Origin of the sequence: Halodurantibacterium daqingense (genome assembly GCF_042666235.1) — a bacterium.
Classification (GTDB): Bacteria; Pseudomonadota; Alphaproteobacteria; order Rhodobacterales; family Rhodobacteraceae; genus Halodurantibacterium; species Halodurantibacterium daqingensis.
In genome coordinates this window covers 468798-486258 of sequence record NZ_JBHTFQ010000002.1, presented here as the reverse complement: position 1 = coordinate 486258, position 17461 = coordinate 468798, and the positions used below count along the sequence as shown (strand labels likewise).

At 66.1% G+C, this 17461-nt stretch carries 19 protein-coding genes and 1 pseudogene; 9 read left to right on the top strand and 11 right to left on the bottom strand.

Annotated features, from left to right (window positions below; all coding sequences use genetic code 11):
* Positions 1 to 106: 106 nt before the first annotated feature.
* Entirely contained in the window at positions 107 to 1036 is a 930-nt protein-coding gene (locus ACFQXB_RS05750; protein ID WP_377400466.1) for a LysR family transcriptional regulator, read from the top strand.
* On the opposite strand, the gene ACFQXB_RS05745 is transcribed toward ACFQXB_RS05750, so the two are convergent.
* From ACFQXB_RS05745 to ACFQXB_RS05720, 6 genes are read right to left on the bottom strand one after another with little or no spacing between them, the layout of a single operon-like run.
* Positions 1033 to 1869 carry a DODA-type extradiol aromatic ring-opening family dioxygenase gene (locus ACFQXB_RS05745; protein ID WP_377400463.1) on the bottom strand — a complete coding sequence of 279 codons (837 nt, stop codon included), beginning with the start codon at positions 1867 to 1869 and terminating at the stop codon, positions 1033 to 1035. The genes ACFQXB_RS05750 and ACFQXB_RS05745 overlap by 4 nt on opposite strands.
* The gene (locus ACFQXB_RS05740; RefSeq protein ID WP_377400460.1) at positions 1869 to 2243 is read right to left on the bottom strand and encodes a hypothetical protein; all 375 of its coding nucleotides are present in this window, start codon (positions 2241 to 2243) and stop codon (positions 1869 to 1871) included. The genes ACFQXB_RS05745 and ACFQXB_RS05740 overlap by 1 nt, the downstream gene beginning before the upstream one ends.
* A complete protein-coding gene (locus tag ACFQXB_RS05735; protein ID WP_377400457.1) occupies positions 2240 to 3052 on the bottom strand; it encodes an alpha/beta fold hydrolase in 813 nt (270 codons plus the stop codon). The genes ACFQXB_RS05740 and ACFQXB_RS05735 overlap by 4 nt, the downstream gene beginning before the upstream one ends.
* Complete coding sequence (locus ACFQXB_RS05730; RefSeq protein ID WP_377400454.1) at positions 3049 to 3507, bottom strand: nuclear transport factor 2 family protein; 459 nt, start codon at positions 3505 to 3507, stop codon at positions 3049 to 3051. Before ACFQXB_RS05730 ends, ACFQXB_RS05735 begins: the two co-directional genes overlap by 4 nt.
* Before the next feature lie 4 nt (positions 3508 to 3511).
* Positions 3512 to 4480, bottom strand: a complete 969-nt coding sequence (locus ACFQXB_RS05725; protein WP_377400451.1) for a fumarylacetoacetate hydrolase family protein — start codon at positions 4478 to 4480, stop codon at positions 3512 to 3514.
* 30 nt (positions 4481 to 4510) lie between these two features.
* Complete coding sequence (locus ACFQXB_RS05720) at positions 4511 to 4834, bottom strand: 2Fe-2S iron-sulfur cluster-binding protein (RefSeq protein WP_377400749.1); 324 nt, start codon at positions 4832 to 4834, stop codon at positions 4511 to 4513.
* 79 nt (positions 4835 to 4913) lie between these two features.
* Here ACFQXB_RS05720 and ACFQXB_RS05715 point away from each other — a divergent pair, with 79 nt between their 5' ends.
* The gene (locus tag ACFQXB_RS05715; RefSeq protein ID WP_377400448.1) at positions 4914 to 5840 is read left to right on the top strand and encodes a LysR family transcriptional regulator; all 927 of its coding nucleotides are present in this window, start codon (positions 4914 to 4916) and stop codon (positions 5838 to 5840) included.
* Between the two features lie 4 nt (positions 5841 to 5844).
* Here the strand turns inward: ACFQXB_RS05715 and hpaR are convergent, their stop codons facing one another.
* Together hpaR and ACFQXB_RS05705 are read right to left on the bottom strand one after the other, a co-directional pair.
* On the bottom strand, positions 5845 to 6357 hold the full coding sequence (gene hpaR / locus ACFQXB_RS05710; RefSeq protein WP_377400445.1) for a homoprotocatechuate degradation operon regulator HpaR: 513 nt from the start codon (positions 6355 to 6357) through the stop codon (positions 5845 to 5847).
* A gap of 67 nt (positions 6358 to 6424) precedes the next feature.
* Positions 6425 to 7606, bottom strand: a complete 1182-nt coding sequence (locus ACFQXB_RS05705; RefSeq protein WP_377400442.1) for a cytochrome P450 — start codon at positions 7604 to 7606, stop codon at positions 6425 to 6427.
* Between the two features lie 236 nt (positions 7607 to 7842).
* Here ACFQXB_RS05705 and ACFQXB_RS05700 point away from each other — a divergent pair, with 236 nt between their 5' ends.
* The 4 genes from ACFQXB_RS05700 (at position 7843) to ACFQXB_RS05685 (ending at position 10795) form a co-directional block, all read left to right on the top strand.
* The gene (locus ACFQXB_RS05700) at positions 7843 to 8385 is read left to right on the top strand and encodes a carboxymuconolactone decarboxylase family protein (protein ID WP_377400439.1); all 543 of its coding nucleotides are present in this window, start codon (positions 7843 to 7845) and stop codon (positions 8383 to 8385) included.
* A gap of 441 nt (positions 8386 to 8826) precedes the next feature.
* Positions 8827 to 10125 (top strand): c-type cytochrome biogenesis protein CcmI, encoded by a 1299-nt coding sequence (ccmI, locus tag ACFQXB_RS05695; RefSeq protein WP_377400436.1) that lies wholly within the window; start codon positions 8827 to 8829, stop codon positions 10123 to 10125.
* On the top strand, positions 10122 to 10604 hold the full coding sequence (ruvX, locus tag ACFQXB_RS05690; protein ID WP_377400433.1) for a Holliday junction resolvase RuvX: 483 nt from the start codon (positions 10122 to 10124) through the stop codon (positions 10602 to 10604). The genes ccmI and ruvX overlap by 4 nt, the downstream gene beginning before the upstream one ends.
* Complete coding sequence (locus tag ACFQXB_RS05685; protein ID WP_377400430.1) at positions 10601 to 10795, top strand: DUF1289 domain-containing protein; 195 nt, start codon at positions 10601 to 10603, stop codon at positions 10793 to 10795. The genes ruvX and ACFQXB_RS05685 overlap by 4 nt, the downstream gene beginning before the upstream one ends.
* Positions 10796 to 10811: 16 nt before the next feature.
* Here ACFQXB_RS05685 and ACFQXB_RS05680 read toward each other — a convergent pair whose 3' ends face one another.
* Positions 10812 to 11636, bottom strand: coding sequence for a sulfite exporter TauE/SafE family protein (locus tag ACFQXB_RS05680; RefSeq protein ID WP_377400427.1), 825 nt, complete (start codon positions 11634 to 11636; stop codon positions 10812 to 10814).
* 1103 nt (positions 11637 to 12739) lie between these two features.
* Here ACFQXB_RS05680 and mgtE point away from each other — a divergent pair.
* The gene (gene mgtE / locus ACFQXB_RS05675) at positions 12740 to 14089 is read left to right on the top strand and encodes a magnesium transporter (RefSeq protein WP_377400424.1); all 1350 of its coding nucleotides are present in this window, start codon (positions 12740 to 12742) and stop codon (positions 14087 to 14089) included.
* Positions 14090 to 14221: 132 nt separating this feature from the next.
* On the top strand, positions 14222 to 15211 hold the full coding sequence (locus ACFQXB_RS05670; RefSeq protein WP_377400421.1) for an alpha/beta fold hydrolase: 990 nt from the start codon (positions 14222 to 14224) through the stop codon (positions 15209 to 15211).
* A gap of 577 nt (positions 15212 to 15788) precedes the next feature.
* Here the strand turns inward: ACFQXB_RS05670 and ACFQXB_RS05665 are convergent.
* On the bottom strand, positions 15789 to 16178 hold the full coding sequence (locus tag ACFQXB_RS05665; RefSeq protein WP_377400417.1) for a winged helix-turn-helix transcriptional regulator: 390 nt from the start codon (positions 16176 to 16178) through the stop codon (positions 15789 to 15791).
* A gap of 123 nt (positions 16179 to 16301) precedes the next feature.
* Between ACFQXB_RS05665 and ACFQXB_RS05660 the strand changes: the two genes are divergently transcribed.
* Positions 16302 to 16943, top strand: a complete 642-nt coding sequence (locus tag ACFQXB_RS05660) for a nitroreductase family protein (protein WP_377400414.1) — start codon at positions 16302 to 16304, stop codon at positions 16941 to 16943.
* A 315-nt stretch (positions 16944 to 17258) separates the two neighbouring features.
* Here the strand turns inward: ACFQXB_RS05660 and ACFQXB_RS05655 are convergent.
* Positions 17259 to 17447, bottom strand: a pseudogene (locus ACFQXB_RS05655) (phage tail tube protein); the annotation flags it as partial.
* Positions 17448 to 17461 lie beyond the last annotated feature (14 nt).

Genomic DNA, 17461 nt, shown 5'->3' with positions numbered 1-17461 from the left:
CTACGGGCTGCGCCCGGCCCGAACAACCTGACCGGTCCGCTTTGTGCTATCGACTTATCCGATCAGTCGGCTAGGCTGCCGCCAGGCCATGGGAGGGGCCGCAGAGATGAACGACCAGTCCCGCGATGATCCGCTGCGGACGGATCTTCACGCCCTTCACATCCTGCGATGCGTGCACCGAACGTCATCCTTTCGCGTTGCGGCCGATGACCTGGGGATGAGCCAATCCTCGGTCAGCTATGCGATCGACCGGCTGCGCGTGGTGTTCAACGATCCGCTGTTCGTCCGCATGGGTCGCGGCATCAGCCCCACCGATCGCTGCACGCAGGTGGTCGAGGGGATCGAGGTGATGCTGCAGAAGTTCCAGGACCTCGCCGTGCCGCAGCGGTTCGACCCGTCGACTGCGACCGATCGTTTCGTATTGTCCTGCAACTTTTACGAGCGCAGTATCCTTCTTCCCGGCATCATGGAACGTGTCGCGCGTGAGGCGCCAAATATCCGCGTCTCGGTAATTCAAGCGAATTCCGAAGGACACCGGCAGCTCTCCGAAGGGATCTGCGATGTCGTCGTGGCTCCGCTCATGGCGCGGCAGTCAGGGTTGTATTCCCAGCGCCTGCTGACCGAGCGCTATGCCTGCTTTGTCTCGCACAGGAATCCGCTGGCGCAGAAGGGCATCACCCTGGATGACTACGCCCGGGCACGCCATCTCCTGGTCAAGCCGGCCTTCGGCTGGCGCCCCTATTTTCACGAGGAACTGGACCGGCTTGGCCTGTCGATCAACCCGGTGCTCGAGGTCCCGTCGTTCGGGGAAATCGACCGGATCCTGACAAACACCGACCTTGTCCTCACGGCCACCAGCGGCCTGGCCCGTGTGTTCACGCCGCGCATCGCCTGTGTTCCGGCTCCGTTCGCCTGCATGTTCCCGGTGGAGATGGCATGGGCCGGCCGCACCCACACGGCGGGCGCGCATCAGTGGTTCCGGCAGATCATCGCGGATACTGCCCGCAGCCTTCCGCCAGGCGGCGTCGAGCCCTAGGGTTCGTCATAGGCGATCACGCCGCAGCCGGTGATGGCGGGAAAGGTGTAGTAACGATAGGCTTCGGTGATCCGGTCGGACAGCGCGCCGCGCATGGTGAACCAGATCGCAAGCTCTGCGGCCTCGGTTCCGCCCAGCCGCATCAGCTCTTCCTGCGGCAGCGCGACAAGTTCATCCACGTTGGCCCGGAGGTTTTCCAGAAACCAGAGGTCAAGGTCCTGGTTGGCCATGCCGAACCGCGCGCCGCTGATCTGGTGCGACATGCCTCCGGTCGCCACCACCATGATCCGCTCCTCCGAAGGGAAATGCCGCAGCGCGGCGCCGATGTCCTTGCCGAACCGGTAGAGGCGCTGCGAGGTCGGGATCGGATGCCGCACCATGTTGACCGCGATCGGCACGATGGGAATGCGCCACGGCAGATCCATCAGGTAGGGCATCCAGGAATAGATCCCGTGATCGACCGCCAGATCCTGGCAAACCGTCAGGTCATAGCCGCCCCGAACCAGATGATTGGTCAGGTGCCATCCCAGATCCTCGTCCCCTACCAGCGAAGGAAACGGCCGCAGCCCCCAACCCTCATCCGCCTGCCGGAACTCCTGCGCCACGCCAATGGCAAGGGTCGGATAGGCACTGAAGTCGAAATGGTTCAGGTGATCGTTATAGATGATGACGATCCGGTCCGGCGCCACGCCGGCCAGCCAGTCCTTGACCGGGCGCGTGCCGTCGAACCACTTCTGCCACGCCGGGGAAAAGCCTCCGGCCACGCCCCGATCATATTCCAGCCCCATCGAGGGCGTGTGCGAAATCCCGAAGCCGCCAACGATCCTCGCCATCATTCATCCCCCGGCACGGCGCTGACATTGCGCGGACAAATCCTCATCATCTCCTCGGCTGTCAGGCCTGCGTTGTGCGCACCGATATGCCAGAGATTCTGCCCCACCGTTGCAGCCACCTTCAGCATCGCCTGGAGATGCCCGCCCGCCTGGATAAGCCCCGTCCAGTCCCGATCCCGGACCAGCGTCATCTCTTGCTCGCTCAGGCCGGCGGCGGCCATGTAGGCGGCTTCGTCCTGCAGGAACCTGGCCCGGTTGTCAGGGTTGCGAAGGCTCAACCCGAACCGTGTCAGCCGAAATCCGCGGGAGGCCATTTCGCCGGTATAGAGATATGTCCCCGGCGGATCGAGGGTCAGCGGAATCGAGTTGCTCATTGCGCCTCCGGGCTGGGAACAGGGAAATGGCACCGCGCGGCGAAATCCGCGACGGCGCGGTTGAAGGCATCGGGTTCTTCCAGGTTCACCATGTGGCCGGCCCGGTCGAACCGCAAAAGCTCTGCCTGCGGGATGGTGGCGGCGATCACTTCGGCAATCTCCCGATAGCCCGGATCATCCCTGCCGCCCGAGATCACCAGCGTCGGGACCTTGATCGCCGCGATGCGATCCGACAGCGCCGCCGCCGGGTGCTGCATGTCTTCGTTGCGCCAGTGCCAGCCGCCGTAATCCGCCACCATTTCTGCAACACGCGCCCGCGCATCCGGGTGATCCTGCAACGAAGCGAACATCGGATGATCCAGCCAGAAGCGCCGCGTGGCGCCCAGATCATGATCCCGGGCAAAGGCCATCGCCGCATCGGGGGGCCGTTCCCGCGTCCAGCGATGGCCCGGCAGCCCGGGCGAGGCCAGCACCAGCCCCGAAAGGCCATGCGGATACTGCAACGCATAGGCCATCGCCACATTCGCCCCCAGCGACAGCCCCACGACCAATGGGCGATGCAGCCCCAGATGGCCGATCACCTCCGCCAGATCCTCGGCATGGGAATAAGGCCCTGTCGGCACATCCGACCGGCCGAACCCGCGAAGGTCGTGACGGATGACGCGATACCGACCCGACAGTGCCTCAGCCTGTGGAGCCCAGGACCGGAGATCGAACGAAAACCCGTGCACCAGCACCACGGGCGCGCCCGTTCCCCTGGCGTCGCACCAAAGTCGGCCGCCAGGAACGTCAATCGGCCCGCAGTTCATGCCTTGGCCCCCACCGCAGCGATCGCGGGATTGCGAAAGACCGGCCGGATGTGGCGAGTGGCGATGCGCCAGGTTCCCGCGTCGTCCCGACGGTATTCATCGGTCACGTCGGCGACCACGAACGGATCGGTCCGCGAGACCGGCACCGGCCCCTCTCCGGCGAAGGTCAGCCAGACGCTTCGCCCTGTCGCCCTGCCGCCCTGGTCAAAGGTGATCTGCAAGCCGCTGTAGATATGCCGCGACACCCGCCCCGCCTCTGCCCGCGCCATGAAGAACGCGCGCAACTCCTCCACGCCGCGCAGGACGCGGTCGCCGTTGACATAGATCACCCCGTCCGCAAACAGATCAAGAAACTGGTCCAGCTTCGCGTGATCCAGCGCCTCTCCGAACCGGTCGTTCAGCGCGGTGATCGCCAGCCGGTCCCCTGTCCGAAGCGGATCGCGCCCCGCATCCATCCGCTCACACCTTCCGGACGGGGTTGTGCAGCCGGCCCAGCCCGGTGATCTCGATACTCACCGCCCCCCCGCGCGAGGTGACATCAGCCGTATGCAGGCTCCGCTTCTGCCCCGCGCTTGGCCGGAATGCCGTGCCCAGGGAAATCACGTCGCCCGGCCAAAGCGAATGGTAACGCGACACGAAGGAGATGATCTCGGGGATCGAGTAGGTGTAGTAGGCGGTGGAATCGTCGGCGATCAGGTCGTCGTTGTGCCAGCAGCGCACGTCCAGCGCATGTGGATCGGGCACCTCGTCCGGGGTCACCAGATAGGGCCCCATCGGCCCGAACGTGTCCGTGCCCTTGTAGCGTGCGGTATAGGACAGATGCTGTTCGCGCCTTTCCAGCTGGTCGGGATCGTCGGCCCGCGGATAAAGCGCATAGTAATGCACCCTGTCCTCTGCCCGCATCCCGTTTCCGGTCATGTCGTTCAGAATGGTATAGCCAAAGACATAGCGCATGGCCTCCTCGACCGGCACATCACGGCAGGTCTCGGCGATGATCACGGCAAGCTCCGGCTCGGGGTGGACGCTGCCATAGTCGTCGCGCACCACGATCGGCTCGTTATGGCCGACCAGCGATGACGCAGGCTTGAGGAAAAACAGCGGATGGTCCGGCGCGCTGATCTTGCGGGAGTCGCTCGCCGAATTGTTCATGGCGATGCCGCAGATCTTGTAGGGCCGCCGCACCGGCGGGTGCCAGCGAACCGCCTCGGGGTCAATACCAGCACTGCCCTCCGGCTTTTGCTCCAGATGGTGCGCGGCGGCGCGGGCCGCCTCAAGCGCCGGGGCGCCTGCCTCGATCAGCGCACGCATGTCCGAAAATCGTTCTTTCCGCCCCATGGCGGCCCAGAGATCGTCCAGGGGATACAGCTTCCCCCCTGCCTCGATCCCGATGGTATCAGTGCCCTCGTGCTGGAAACTCGCCAGTCTCATGCCGCCTCCGCCTTGTTCTTCACGCTGATGTCACACCTGTGTCTCGGGAATGGTCACCACCATGCCGGCAAGGGATTCTTCGATCCGGACCTGACAGCCCAGCCGGCTGTTGGGCCTGCTCTCGGCGGCGGTGAATTCCAGCATCTCGGCTTCGTGCGGCTCGGGCGCGGGGATAAGATCCAGCATCCGTTCATCGATCCAGACATGGCACGTGGCGCAGGCCGCGCTGCCGTTGCATTCAGCGACGATACCGCTGATGTTGTTGTTCAACGCCACTTCCATCACCGAGGCGCCAGCCGGCGCGTCGACGGTGTGATGAATCCCTTTCGGATCGACGTATGTGATCATGGGCATGGTCACCCCCTCCTCCAAGCTTGACCCAGAGAGACCACGGCGCTTATCTTTGATCAATTCGATCGGTTAGATAGGGTCCATGGAAAGCATAGATGAATCCCGCACCGATTTCCACGCCCTTCGCCTTCTGGCGACCGTCCACCGACTCGGGTCCTTCTCGGCGGCGGCGGAGGCCCTGGGACTGAACCAGTCCACGGTCAGCTATGGTATCAACCGGCTGCGAAAGGTGTTCGGGGATCCGTTATTCGTTCGGGTCGGCCAGGGCATCCGTCCTACGCAGCGGTGCGACGACATCGCCCGGGGCGCCGCCAGCCTCGTCCGCCAGTTCGAGGAATTGACCGTCCCCGCGACCTTCGAGCCTTCGGAGAGCCGTGAAAAGGTGGTGATTTCGTGCAACTTCTACGAGCGCGAGATCATCTTGCCGCGCCTGTTCCGCATCCTGAGGAAAGAGGCCCCGCACATGCGGCTCTCGATCATCCAGGCCAATGCCCGCGGCCATGAACAGCTGCTGGACGAACAATGCGATCTGCTTCTGACCCCGGTTGTCAGCGATACCGCCGGTCTCTATGTCCGCACCTTGTTCGAGGAACGCTACGCAGGCTTTGTCAGCCACGACAGCAGCCTTGCAGGCAGGCAGATGACCATGACCGACTATGCGCAAGCCGCACATGTCGCGGTCCGCTATCAGGAACACTGGCGCCCGTTCTACCATGCGGTTCTGGCCGAACAGGGCATCACCGTGGAACCTGCACTGGAACTTCCCAGCTTCGGAAACGTCTCGCGATATATCGAAGGAACGGACCTGCTTCTGACGGCGCCCTCAGGCCTGCATGCGGTGCTGCCCGGCTGCGCGCGCATTTCCGTGCCGTTCGACAGCCGGTTCAAGGAACAGATGTTCTGGAACGCACGGTCCCACGAACGGCCCATCAACCGCTGGCTCCGTACCAAGATCGTCGAGGTGATCCGGCAGCTGGAGGCCGAGGGACGGATCCTGCCCAGGCCCTGACGCCTCAGTCCTTTCCGATCCGGCTGGCATCCTCGTCCGGAAGCGGCGGTGGCGGCAGGTTTTCGGCCACTTCGACCAGTTCTCTCAGCAGCTTCTGCAACAGATCCAGCCGCTCTTGTCCGAAGGCCTCGGTGATCTGGCCATAGATGCCTTCGGAATAGGGCGCCATGCTGTCAATCAGCAACAGTCCCTGCGGCGTGATCGAGATTTCGGCCCGCCGCAGATCCTGCTTGACCGGAATGCGGACGATCTGGCCGCGCTCCTCCAGATCCTTCAGGATGCGCGACAGGGACGGCGACAAAAGCCCGGTCGCCTTTGCCAGTTCCGTGATCTCGATGGCCTCGACCGCGCTCAGGGCGCGGAGAACGCGCCATTGCTGTTCGGTCGTGCCGAAGCGGCGCAGCGGCTGGCGGAACTTCTGCATCACGGCCTCGCGTGCAAGAAGCAGAGACATCGGCAAGGACCGGGAAAAGCTCCGCAGCTTGACCGTCTTGCGCGCTGAAGGACCTTCACCCATTCTGCCATCCATGGTCATGGAAAGCCGGCAGAATAGAAGCAGCCGGACGCAGGGGCAATCCCGAAGCTCAGGAGTCCCAGCGCACCGGCACGCTCAGCGGCCCGCGGAAGACCCAGCCCCCCAGACGCGCGGGCTGATCCGGATCCGCGCGCAGGTTCTTCAGCCGCGTGAACAGCTCCGGCACCGCAACCTCTCCCACCATCATCCGGGCGGCCCAGGTGCCAAGGCAGAAGTGCGGCCCCGCCCCGAACGCGAGGTGCGGCTTGCGTTCGCGGAACACGTCAAAGCGATCGCCATCAGGAAAATGGCTCTCGTCATGGCAAGCCGAGGCGACGGAAAGCCCCAGCGGCTCGTTCGGACCGATTTCGATATCCCCCAGCACCACAGCCCGCGCGGTGCGCCGCGGATACATGCCGATCGGCGCGATCCAGCGTACGCTTTCCTCGAACACCTGCCGCCAGTCGGCCTCGTTGCGCAGCACGCGCTCCAGCTGGTCGGGGCTCTGGGTCAACCCATGGACGGCAGTGCAGATCGCGTCGCGCGGCTCGTTCAGCCCGCCGCCGATGATGACTTTCACGTTTGCCCGCACCTGGTCTTCGCTCAGCGGATCCTCCGCGTTGATCATGCCCGAAATCGCCGATAGATCGTCCGTGCCGCGCAGTTCCCGGATGCGGTCGTTGATGGCAAGGTCCATCTGCCGGCGCGCTTCGTCGTTCCTCGACCAGATGGCGGCATCATCGCCATAGTTGCCCGTGGCATTGATGAGCGACTGCGACCACCACAGCATGTCCTGCCAGTCCACATTGACAAGGCCCGTGATCTCCATCAGCGCCCGTGCCGCCATCGGAGCCGCGAAGTCGTCAAAGATGTCGGCCTCTCCCCGGGGGCCGATTTCGTCGATCAGCCCGTTGCAGATCGCCGTGAAGCGGGGCCGCCAGTAGTTCTTGACCGTTCCGGGGCGAAAGCTCGGCTCCAGCGTCTTGCGTTCCCGCGCATGGTCCGCACCGTCCTTGCGCATCAGCGAATGCCCCATCGCCTTGATCTGCAGCGACCGCGGGTCGTTCGCGGGAAAGGCATCGTGATCCCGCTCGATCGCCATGATGTCGTCGAAACGGGTGACAAGATTGATCCGCGCCGCCGGAAGCCAGGCAACCGGGGCCTCGCGCCGCAGACGCGCGTAGATCGGGTACGGGTCCGCGAAAAGCTGGTCGAGCGTCACGTCATCGATGACGGGCACGGGTCTGGGCATCTCGTCCTCCTCCAGGATCCTGCCCCACGGGTAGTCGGTCATCCTGTGGACAAGCAATGCAACCGCCTGCATAGCCTCTATCGATGAGGTCAGACCAGCGGACAGCCGGATCAGCGATCATTCCGCCATCATTGCGATGTAGGATCGACGCGCCACGAGGACCTTCGGCGCAGTGGCAGCCCGGGGTATGTTGCAATCGCCTGCTTCAGGTCCAACCCGAGATGGAGGAAACCACGATGATCGCCCCCTGCACCATAGTCGATGATGACCAGTGGCCAGCCGAGATCGAGCACATGCGCGAGGGCTTCGCAGGCAAGCTCAACGTGTACAGGTTGATGGCAAACCACCCGGCGCTGCTTGCGGCCTGGGCACCCCTGCGACAGCATGTGGTGATCGACAACGCGCTGGGCGCTGAACGATCCGAGGTCGTCATCCTCCGCGCCGCCTTCAGGCTTGGTTCAGCTTATGAATGGGCGCACCATGTGACCCGGGCCCGCAGACTGGGCTTCAGTGACACACGGATCGACAGCCTCAGGGGACAGGTCGACGCCATGGCGCCTTCGGACAGGCTTGTTGCCGAGGCAGTGGACGCGCTTTTCGACGACAGACGCATCCCGCCGATCCTGGAGCATCGGCTGGCCGAGGCGCTTGGACGCTCCGCCGTCTTCGACCTCATTGCAACCGTCGGCTTCTACTCGTGTCTCGGTTATCTTCTCAACACCTACGATCCGCCCTTGGATCAGGAGATTGCCGCCGAGCTCGCGGAACGGCCGCTCTGACATGCAGAGGGGCATGAACGAAACGACCCCGCCAGGATGACACAATCGTCAGGTCCCGAACGGGCTGCGGGAGGCACGAAACCCGGCGCTTCGGCCATCTGCTGCCGGTCACCGGGCCTCACCAGCGCCACCACCCCTGCGCCGCATGCTTCCAGGGCGGTTCAGACCGCCCGGATCCGGGTGGCGGCGCAGGACCGCGCGTGATGGCGCAGCCGGACCAGCGGTTCAGGGTGGCTCGGCTCCGGTGCGGCAGATCCTGCTGGCCCCGGCCGCAGGTGATCCGGCTTCATCCGCGCGCGCTTGCCGCATGATCGGGAACCTTGGGCGCTCAGGGGCCGCGCGTCGCATGGGCATTTGGTCGCCCCCCGGCTGATTGGTGCCGATTGGGCTTTTGCCCGGTGCTGTGCAGCGTTACATCAGGGACGGACACAAGGAGGGCGCATGGTTTTCTGGATTGCGGCAGGTGGAATGGCGCTTGCGGTTGCAGCGCTTCTGGTGCTGGCCTTGCTGCGCGGACGTGGGGCAGACCCCGCCGCCGCGGAATACGACCTGCGGGTCTATCGCGACCAGCTGCGCGAAGTGGACAAGGATCTTGCCCGTGGCGTGATCGGCCCCGAGGATGCCGAACGCCTGCGCCTCGAGGTCTCGCGCCGGATCCTCGAGGCCGACCGTGCCGCCGCGCGCGGCGCGCTGCCCGCCGCACAACCGCCGCGTGTCGCCACGCTGGCGGCGCTGGCGGTGGTGGTAGTCGCCGGCGCGACAGCCTTCTGGACCTACAGCCGCATCGGGGCGCCGGGCTATCCCGACCTGCCGCTCGCGACGCGGATCGCCGCGGCCGAGACCTGGCGCGCCACCCGCCCCGGTCAGGCCGATGCCGAGGCCGAAGCCCCCGCCGGCGCGCCTTTCGGCGAGGTTGACCCGCAGTTCCTGACATTGATGGAGCAGTTGCGCAGCGCCATGGCCGAGCGGCCGCTTGATCTGCGCGGGCAGGAGTTGCTGGCCCGGAACGAGGCCGCGCTTGGCAACTATGTCGCTGCACGCACGGCGCAAGCGCAGGTGATCGCCCTGCGGGGCGATGATGCCGGGGCCGAGGATTATGCCGCGCTGGCGGATCTGATGGTGCTTGCCGCCGGCGGTTATGTGTCGCCCGAGGCCGAAACCGCGCTGACCGAGGCGCTGCGGCGCGATCCGCGTAACGGAACCGCGCGCTATTACTCGGGGCTGATGTTCGCCCAGACCGGGCGCCCGGACATCGCCTTCCGGATGTGGCGCGGCCTGCTTGAGGAAAGCGCCGCTGACGCGCCCTGGGTGCCGCTGGTCCGGGCGCAGATCGAGGAAATCGCCTGGCGTGCCGGCGAATCCTATACCTTGCCGCCCCTCGATGCAGCGCGCGGCCCCTCGCTGGCCGACATCGAGGCTGCGGCCGATCTTCCCCCCGAAGATCGCGAGGCCATGATCCGCGGCATGGTTCAGGGCCTGTCGGACCGGCTGTCCACCCAGGGCGGCAGCGCCGAGGACTGGGCGCGGCTGATCTCGGCCTATGGCGCGCTGGGCGAAACCGGCGCTGCGCAGGCGATCTGGACCGAGGCGCAGATCAACTTCCAGCACCGCCCCGAACTTCTGGCGCTGATCGCCGAGGCCGCGGAGGCAGCCGGGCTGCCGCCCGCCGCCGCCCTTGCCGCGCCCGAAGCGGATGCCGAGCCACCGGTCCCGGCGCCCGAAGGGCTGGCGCAGCCATGATCTGCGACACGATCGAAGACTTCGCCGGGCAGCTGGCGCCGATGCGGGCGCTGGCCGGGCTCGATCTGGGCGACAAGACGATCGGCGTTGCCGTTTCGGACAGCTTCCTGTCGGTTGCGACACCGCTGGAAACGATCCGGCGCAGCAAGTTCACCCAGGATGCCGATCGCCTGCTGGCCATCGCTACGGGCCGCAACCTCGGCGGGCTGATCCTTGGCCTGCCCCGCAACATGGACGGAAGTGAAGGGCCGCGCTGCCAGTCCACCCGCGCCTTTGCGCGCAACCTTGCGCGGCTTACCGATCTGCCGATCACCTTCTGGGACGAACGGCTTTCGACCGTGGCAGCCGAGCGCGCACTGCTCGAGGCCGATACATCGCGAAAACGCCGTTCCGAGGTGATCGACCATGTGGCGGCAGGGTTCATCCTGCAGGGCGCCCTGGACCGTCTGGCACATCTTGGCCGCGGCAGCGGCGCATGACCCGGCAGCGCGACCAGATGGAAAGCCCCTGCGTGAAGATCTGCGTGATCGATCCCGCGCATGGCCTTTGCACCGGCTGCCTGCGCAGCCTCGACGAGATCGCGGCCTGGTCGCGCCTGAGCGCGGACGAGCGGCGCGCGATCATGGCCGCCCTTCCTGCCCGCGCCGCGCGTCTGGACGGCAGCCCGTAGCGGGCCGGCCGCGGGCTCAGTAGCCCAGCGACTTGCGGATCATGTTCAGCGCCACGGCGATCAGAAACACCGCAAAGACGCGCTTGAGCGGCTTGGGGTCCATCGCATGTGCCAGCCGAACGCCCAGCGTTGCCGTATACATCGTGGTGATGATGGTGATGAAGAATGCCGGCAGGTTGACGGCGCCGATCGTGAAGGGCGGGCGCACCGCCTCGGGGATCGGGACGAACAGGAAGGCCAGAACCGAAGGCAGCGCGATGATCAGCCCGAACCCCGAGGCCGTGGCCACGGCGCGATGGATCGGCGCGCCGTAAAGTGTCATGATAGGCACCGCGAAGGATCCGCCGCCAATGCCCATCAGCACCGACAGAACCCCCACCACCGGCGACAGGATCGAGCGGGTGATCAGCCCCGGCATCTGGTCGGCGATGCGCCAGCGGTCGCTTCCGACGATGAAGTAGATCCCGATGAGCAGCCCAAGGCCGCCAAAGATGCCCTGAAGCACCGTCGAGGACAGCTGCGCCGCCACCGCGACCCCCACAAGCGCCCCGATCATGATGCCCGGCGCCCATTGCTTCAGCACCGGCCAGTCCACCGCACCCTTCTTGTTATGCGACGACAGCGACCGCATCGAGGTCACGATGATCGTGGCCAGCGAGGTCGCAAGGCAGATCTGCATCAGCTGCGGGCTGCCATAGCCGATGGCCGAGAAGGCATAGAAGAAGGCCGGCACCAGCACGATGCCCCCTCCGACACCCAGAAGCCCGGCGATCACGCCGGCAAAGGCGCCGATCACCAGCAGAAGGCCCAGCATCGGCAGCACGACAGACAGATCAACCATAGCGATTCCCCGCAACATTTGGTCCCCGATACACAACTGCCGGTGCAGGTGCCAGACCTGCCGCCCATTCCCGGGCACAGACCCTGCCGCCCCTCCGCCCCGCTATACCGCGGCCGCCGATACCGGCGAAACAAGGCCCCCCTGCCGCGGACAGTGCTGCCGGCCCCGCACGCCCTGCAAATGCGCCCGGCGTTCCTCCGTGGGCGCTCTCTGACGCGGCGACCGAGGGGGGGATGCACAGCCCCGGGCGGGCGGCACCAGGCCCTCGCCACCGTTCTGGTCTTCCGCGGATGGGCGAAACCGCCGTTTCGCCGGCGCCGCCGGTCGTCATCCCGCCCCGACGCGCGCAGCCGCAGCCAAGGCAGTTCGCGCAGCGAGGGCGCAGCGCCATGTGCCGTATCGGCATCATCTGTGGCCGGCGGGTCCCGCCGTCACACGGCGTGCCGGCTCTCCCTTGCCTGGCGCGGGCCTTGCGCCCTGCGCGTCCCGTCTCATCCGGCTCTGGCGGTCACGGCGGTGGCCGATCGGGGACGCCGAGACGCATCCTGGTCCGGAACAGACGGGGGTTCGGGGCCTTGTCCCGGCCCCGGTGCAGCGGCGGCAGAGCGTGCCGTCTTCATCGCGGGCGCTCTGTCCCCGCCGGCAGAATCCCCCACCGGCGCATCGATCCGGCGCGGCGCGGGAAGTCACTGGCGCCGGCGCTGCCGGCCGCTTGCGGGCGGCGGTTTCCCCTGCCTGCCCGACACTCCAGCGCCGAGAGGGCGCATCGGCGAGGTATCGACGGAACCGCCTGCAAGTTCCCCTGTGCGTGCGGTCGTGTCCCCGGCCTGTGCCCGCAGCGCAGGCCGCCGCTTTCCGAAACGGATACGGGCCTTCGGGCGTTGACAGCCGATCGCCACGCCTGTACCCCGCGCCCGTTCACCGCACGTCCGACCTCGGGCGGGCAATAACGGAGGTTGCCTTGGAAGACGGAAGTAGAGGCCCGGCCGGGCTGCGCACCGCGTCCCTGGCCGGATCACGTTCCCAACAAACGATTCCGGCGTGCGGCTGAACCTGTGACCCCTGGTCATGCGGAGGGGCCGCTGCCCTGACGGAGCATGACCATGAAGACCCAGACCATCGACATCATCACCCGCGCCCTGAAAAACGGCGACATGACCCCTGTGGCTCAGGTGCTGCGCCACGAACATCCCGCCGATATCGTCGGCATGATCGGCACCCTGCCCCTGCGCGACGTGGCACGGGTGCTGCTGTGCCTGGATCATGTCCGGCAGGCCACGCTGTTTGGCTATTTCAACGCCGAAACCCAGGTGGCGTTGGCCCATGCCATCGACCGCGCCGACATGGCCCGGATCTTCGGCGCCATGGCCCATGACGAACGCGCAGATCTGTTCGCCCGCCTGAACGAGGCGCAGAAGGAGGCGCTTCTGCCCGGCCTGGCGCAGGCCGAACGCGAGGATCTGCGCAAGCTTGCCGCCTATCGTGAAGGCACGGTCGGATCGGTGATGACCTCCGATTATGCAACCCTGCCTCCCGGCCTTACCACGGTCGAAGCGGTGGCACATCTGCGGCTGATCGCGCCGGACGCCGAAACGATCTATCATTCCTATGTCGTCGATGATGAACGCCGGCTGGTCGGCAGTGTCTCGCTGCGGGATCTGATCGTGGCGCGCGACAATGCGCTTGTGTCAGAGGTGATGCGTCGCGATCCGCCCTTTCTGCGCGCCGAGGATCGCCGGGAACGGGCGGTTGAGCTGATCCGGAAATATGACGTGCTTGCCCTGCCCGTTCTCAACGGCGGCGACCGGCTGGCCGGGATCGTCACCTATGACGATGCAATGGACGTCGCGCGCGAGGCCGAGGACGTGAACTTCCACAAGACCTCGGCCGTCGCCGGTCTGGGCACCAACATGCTCGACGCCTCCTTCGCGCTGCTCTACCGCAAGCGGGTGCCCTGGCTGGTGATCCTCGTGTTCGGCAACATCTTTTCCGGCGCCGGCATCGCCTATTTCGAGGATACGATTGCCAGCTATGTGGCGCTGGTCTTCTTCCTTCCGCTGCTGGTCGATTCCGGTGGCAATGCCGGCAGCCAGTCGGCGACGTTGATGGTGCGCGCGCTGGCCACGGGGGATGTGAAGCTGTCCGACTGGGGCCGGATGCTGGGGCGGGAACTGGCGGTTGCGGCGGCCCTTGGCCTGACGATGGCGCTGGCCGTTTCCGGCATCGGCCTTGTTCGCGGAGGGCCCGACATCGCGGTGGTCGTATCGGCAACCATGGTGCTGATCGTGCTGGTCGGATCGGTGCTGGGCATGTCGATGCCATTCATCCTGTCGCGGTTTCGGCTTGATCCGGCGGCGGCTTCGGCGCCGCTGATCACCTCGCTGGCCGATGCCATCGGCGTGGTGATCTATTTCGCGATGGCCACCTGGTTCCTTGGCCTCACGGCGGGCTGAAGCCCGCCCCCGCCCGCCCGGTGGCCTGCCATCGGGCGGCATCGGGCCGAGCCGAGGCGGCTCCCGGTGACGCGCGGGAACAGTCGCGCCACGCGGCAGTTTCATCCCGACAGCCACCGACAGGAGAGCCCGATGCACATGCCCCCGCCCCATCGCCGGATACGCAACCGCCGGCGCGTCCTGCCGAGGGGATTGCTTCCCGTGCTGGCGCTCGCGGTCGCCGGCGTCGCCTCTGCCGCCTATACCCGCCGCAAGAGCGCCGAGGCCGAAGCCGAAAACCCGCCCACCGGCCGCTTTGTCCATGTTGACGGCATGCGGCTGCACTATGTCGAGCGCGGATCCGGACAGCCTCTGGTGCTGATCCATGGCAACACCATGATGGGGCTCGATTTCCTGCTCAGCGATCTGGTGCGGATGGCCCAGCCCCATTATCGGGTGATCGTGATCGACCGGCCCGGCTATGGCCACAGCAGCCCCCCGCGCGATGCCCGGGGCTGGACACCGGAACGTCAGGCCCAGGTGATCCACCAGGCGCTGCGCCGCATCGGCGTGGATGAGGCCCTGGTGGTCGGGCACAGCTGGGGCGCCATGGTCGCCGCTGCACTGGCTTTGAATCATCCGCAGATGGTGCGGGGGCTGGTGCTCGAATCCGGCTATTACTTCCCGCGCCCCCGGTTCGACATCCTGATGCGGGCCCCGAATGTCGCGCCGGTTCTGGGCGGCATGCTGCGGCACTCGGTCTCGCCGGTCGTGCACCGGATGGCCTGGCCGCTGATGGCGCGCATGCTGTTCGCCCCCGCCCCCGTGCCGCGCCACTTCTGGCGCTTCCCGGCCTGGATGGCCTTCCGACCGGAACAGTTGCGTGCCCAGGCCGCGGAAATGGCCGGCATTCTGGCCGCAGCCGAACGGCTTGCACCCCGCTATGCCGATCTGGAGGTTCCGCTGGTCATCCTTGCGGGACGCGACGATGCCTTCGTGCGCACCGCCGACCACAGCGCCCGCCTTGCCGCCCTTCTGCCCCAAGCCGAGTTCCGCCAGTTCGCGGGCGTGGGCCACATGATGCACCACCTGATCCCGCAGGAAATCCTCGCCGCAGTCGCCACCGTGAATCGGGAGCGGTGACGCCCATCTGTTCTGCCGGCTCTCGACATGCCTTGCGAGAGATGGCTCTCCCTTCGCAGGAAGATAGCGTGGATGCGGCGCGACGATGCGAAACTCTTTCGGCCGGGGCCGGGGCCGGAGCCGGCGTCGGTGGTGCGCGCCTCAACCTGGACACAGGCGCATCCTTTGGGTGCTTTCCCCCCGGAAGCCCGCGCCGTTCCTATCGCCGCGGCGGCGCCAACCGTACCCGGCTGCGAGACTTGCCGGCGCCGAACGGATGCGCCGTCGGACCCGCCCGGGGCGAAAACGCTGCTCTGGCCGCACTGCTGCTGGCAGGGCGGATGCCGCATTGGCGCCGCATCTCGGTCACATGGTCCGGCGCCGGCTTCTGGTGCCTGTCCGGCTCATGACGACATGCGGCCTGATTCAACGGCAATCGAAGAAGCGCCCTCGGCCGAGGGCCAGCTTTCGTATGGTGCGCTGGGGGTCGGATCCTTTCCCGATCGGGGCCATCCGAATGCTGATCGCCGCGCGCTGCAGCGCGTGCAGCCGCAAGGACACCCCAATGGTGGGGCTCGGCTATCCGCTTTCCCTGAAGCTAGGCGGGCGCGTCGGTGCCGATCTCTCCTCCCGCCTTGTTGTCATAGGCCTGGCGTGCTGCATCGATCCTGTTCAGGTTACCCAATGCCCAACTGCCCAGGGCGCTTACCGGCGCGTGAAACGACTGCCCCATTTCGGTAAGGGTATACTCCACCTTTGGCGGAATTGTCGGATGGTAGGTTCGGTTCACGAGGCCATCCCTTTCCAGCTCTTTCAGCGTCAAGCTCAACATGCGCTGAGAAATACCGAGGTTTCGTTTGAGTTCGTTGAATCGCAGCGTCCCGTACCGGGCCAGCGAGATGACGACAAGCACGCTCCACCGGTCGCCGACGCGCGACAGGACTTCGTTGATACGTTCGCAATCGGGGCATCCGGCGGTGTCCGGCATGGTGGTTCCCTGTATGTGACCGAGGTTCAGAAATGTGCCTTCTTGTGACGGGTTCTGGTTCTCGTTAGATATCCGGTTACAAATATATACTGCTCTTCAAGATCTGACAACGGAAGCGAAAACATGACACCGAAGACGCTGAACGATCTCCTGACCTGGCGCTATGCCACAAAGAAGATGGACCCCGCCAAGGCAGTGCCGCAGGAAAAGGTCGATGCGATCCTCGAGGCGATCCGCCTGGCCCCCACCTCCAGCGGATTGCAGCCCTACGAAGTGATCGTCGTGACGAATGCGCAGGTCCGCAACCAGATCGCGGCAGCAGCGGGCGGGCAAGCACAGATCACCGACGGCTCGCACCTGCTGGTTTTCGCAGCCTGGGACAATTACACCGCAGACAGAATTGATGAGGTCGTGAAGCTGAACGTCGATGCCCGTGGCGACCTGCCAACGCTGCGCGGCTATTACGAGAACCTCAAGGCTGCCTACCTGCCGCGCGAGGCCAGGGAAAACCATGACCATGCTGCCCGTCAGGCCTATATTGCCCTGGGTGTCGCATTGGTGGCCGCAGCCGAGCAGGAGGTCGACAGCACGCCGATGGAGGGCTTCGACCCCGCTGCCGTGGACGAGATCCTTGGCCTGCAGGAACGGGGGCTGCGCTCGGTCGTGCTGATGCCATTGGGTTACCGCGACCCGGCAGGCGACTGGCTCTTGCCGATGGTCAAGGTGCGCAAACCGCGCAAGTCCATCGTGACAGAGGTCGCGTGAAGCAGCGGCAGAGCGCAAGGTTTTCGGTTCCTCTGCGAAGCGCGGGGATCATGATCCCCGCGCCTGATGCCGCGCCGCGGGCCGCCATGACAGGCTCCTTCGGAGTATCTGGCCTGGCGCACGACAGCACGCTTGCCAGGCCTCGGCTGTCAGCTGCCCGTCTGACGCGGCGGCGGGTCATCGCGGCCGTTGCCGCCGCGGGCGACGGCATCCGCTGAGCCCGCCCCCTGCAAAAGAGGGTGTCCGGAGCGGCCATCCGCGCTGGCCTCGGCAAGAACCTCCTCGTCAGACTTCGCGAGAAGGTCGGCGACAAAACGGTCGTCCAGCATCTGCTGGATAGCCGAGCAGCTCCGAGTTCAGCAGCAGCTGCTCGGCCCCCAGCGTGGTGCTGGCGAAGGGCATCCGCGTGTAGCCGCCCCCCTCTGCATCTGGTTGGGGCGGCGTGCGATAGGTGGTCTCGAACGCCAGCGCCATCTGCGCCCGCGCCCCATGGGCTCGTGCCATTGTCTTGTCTCCTG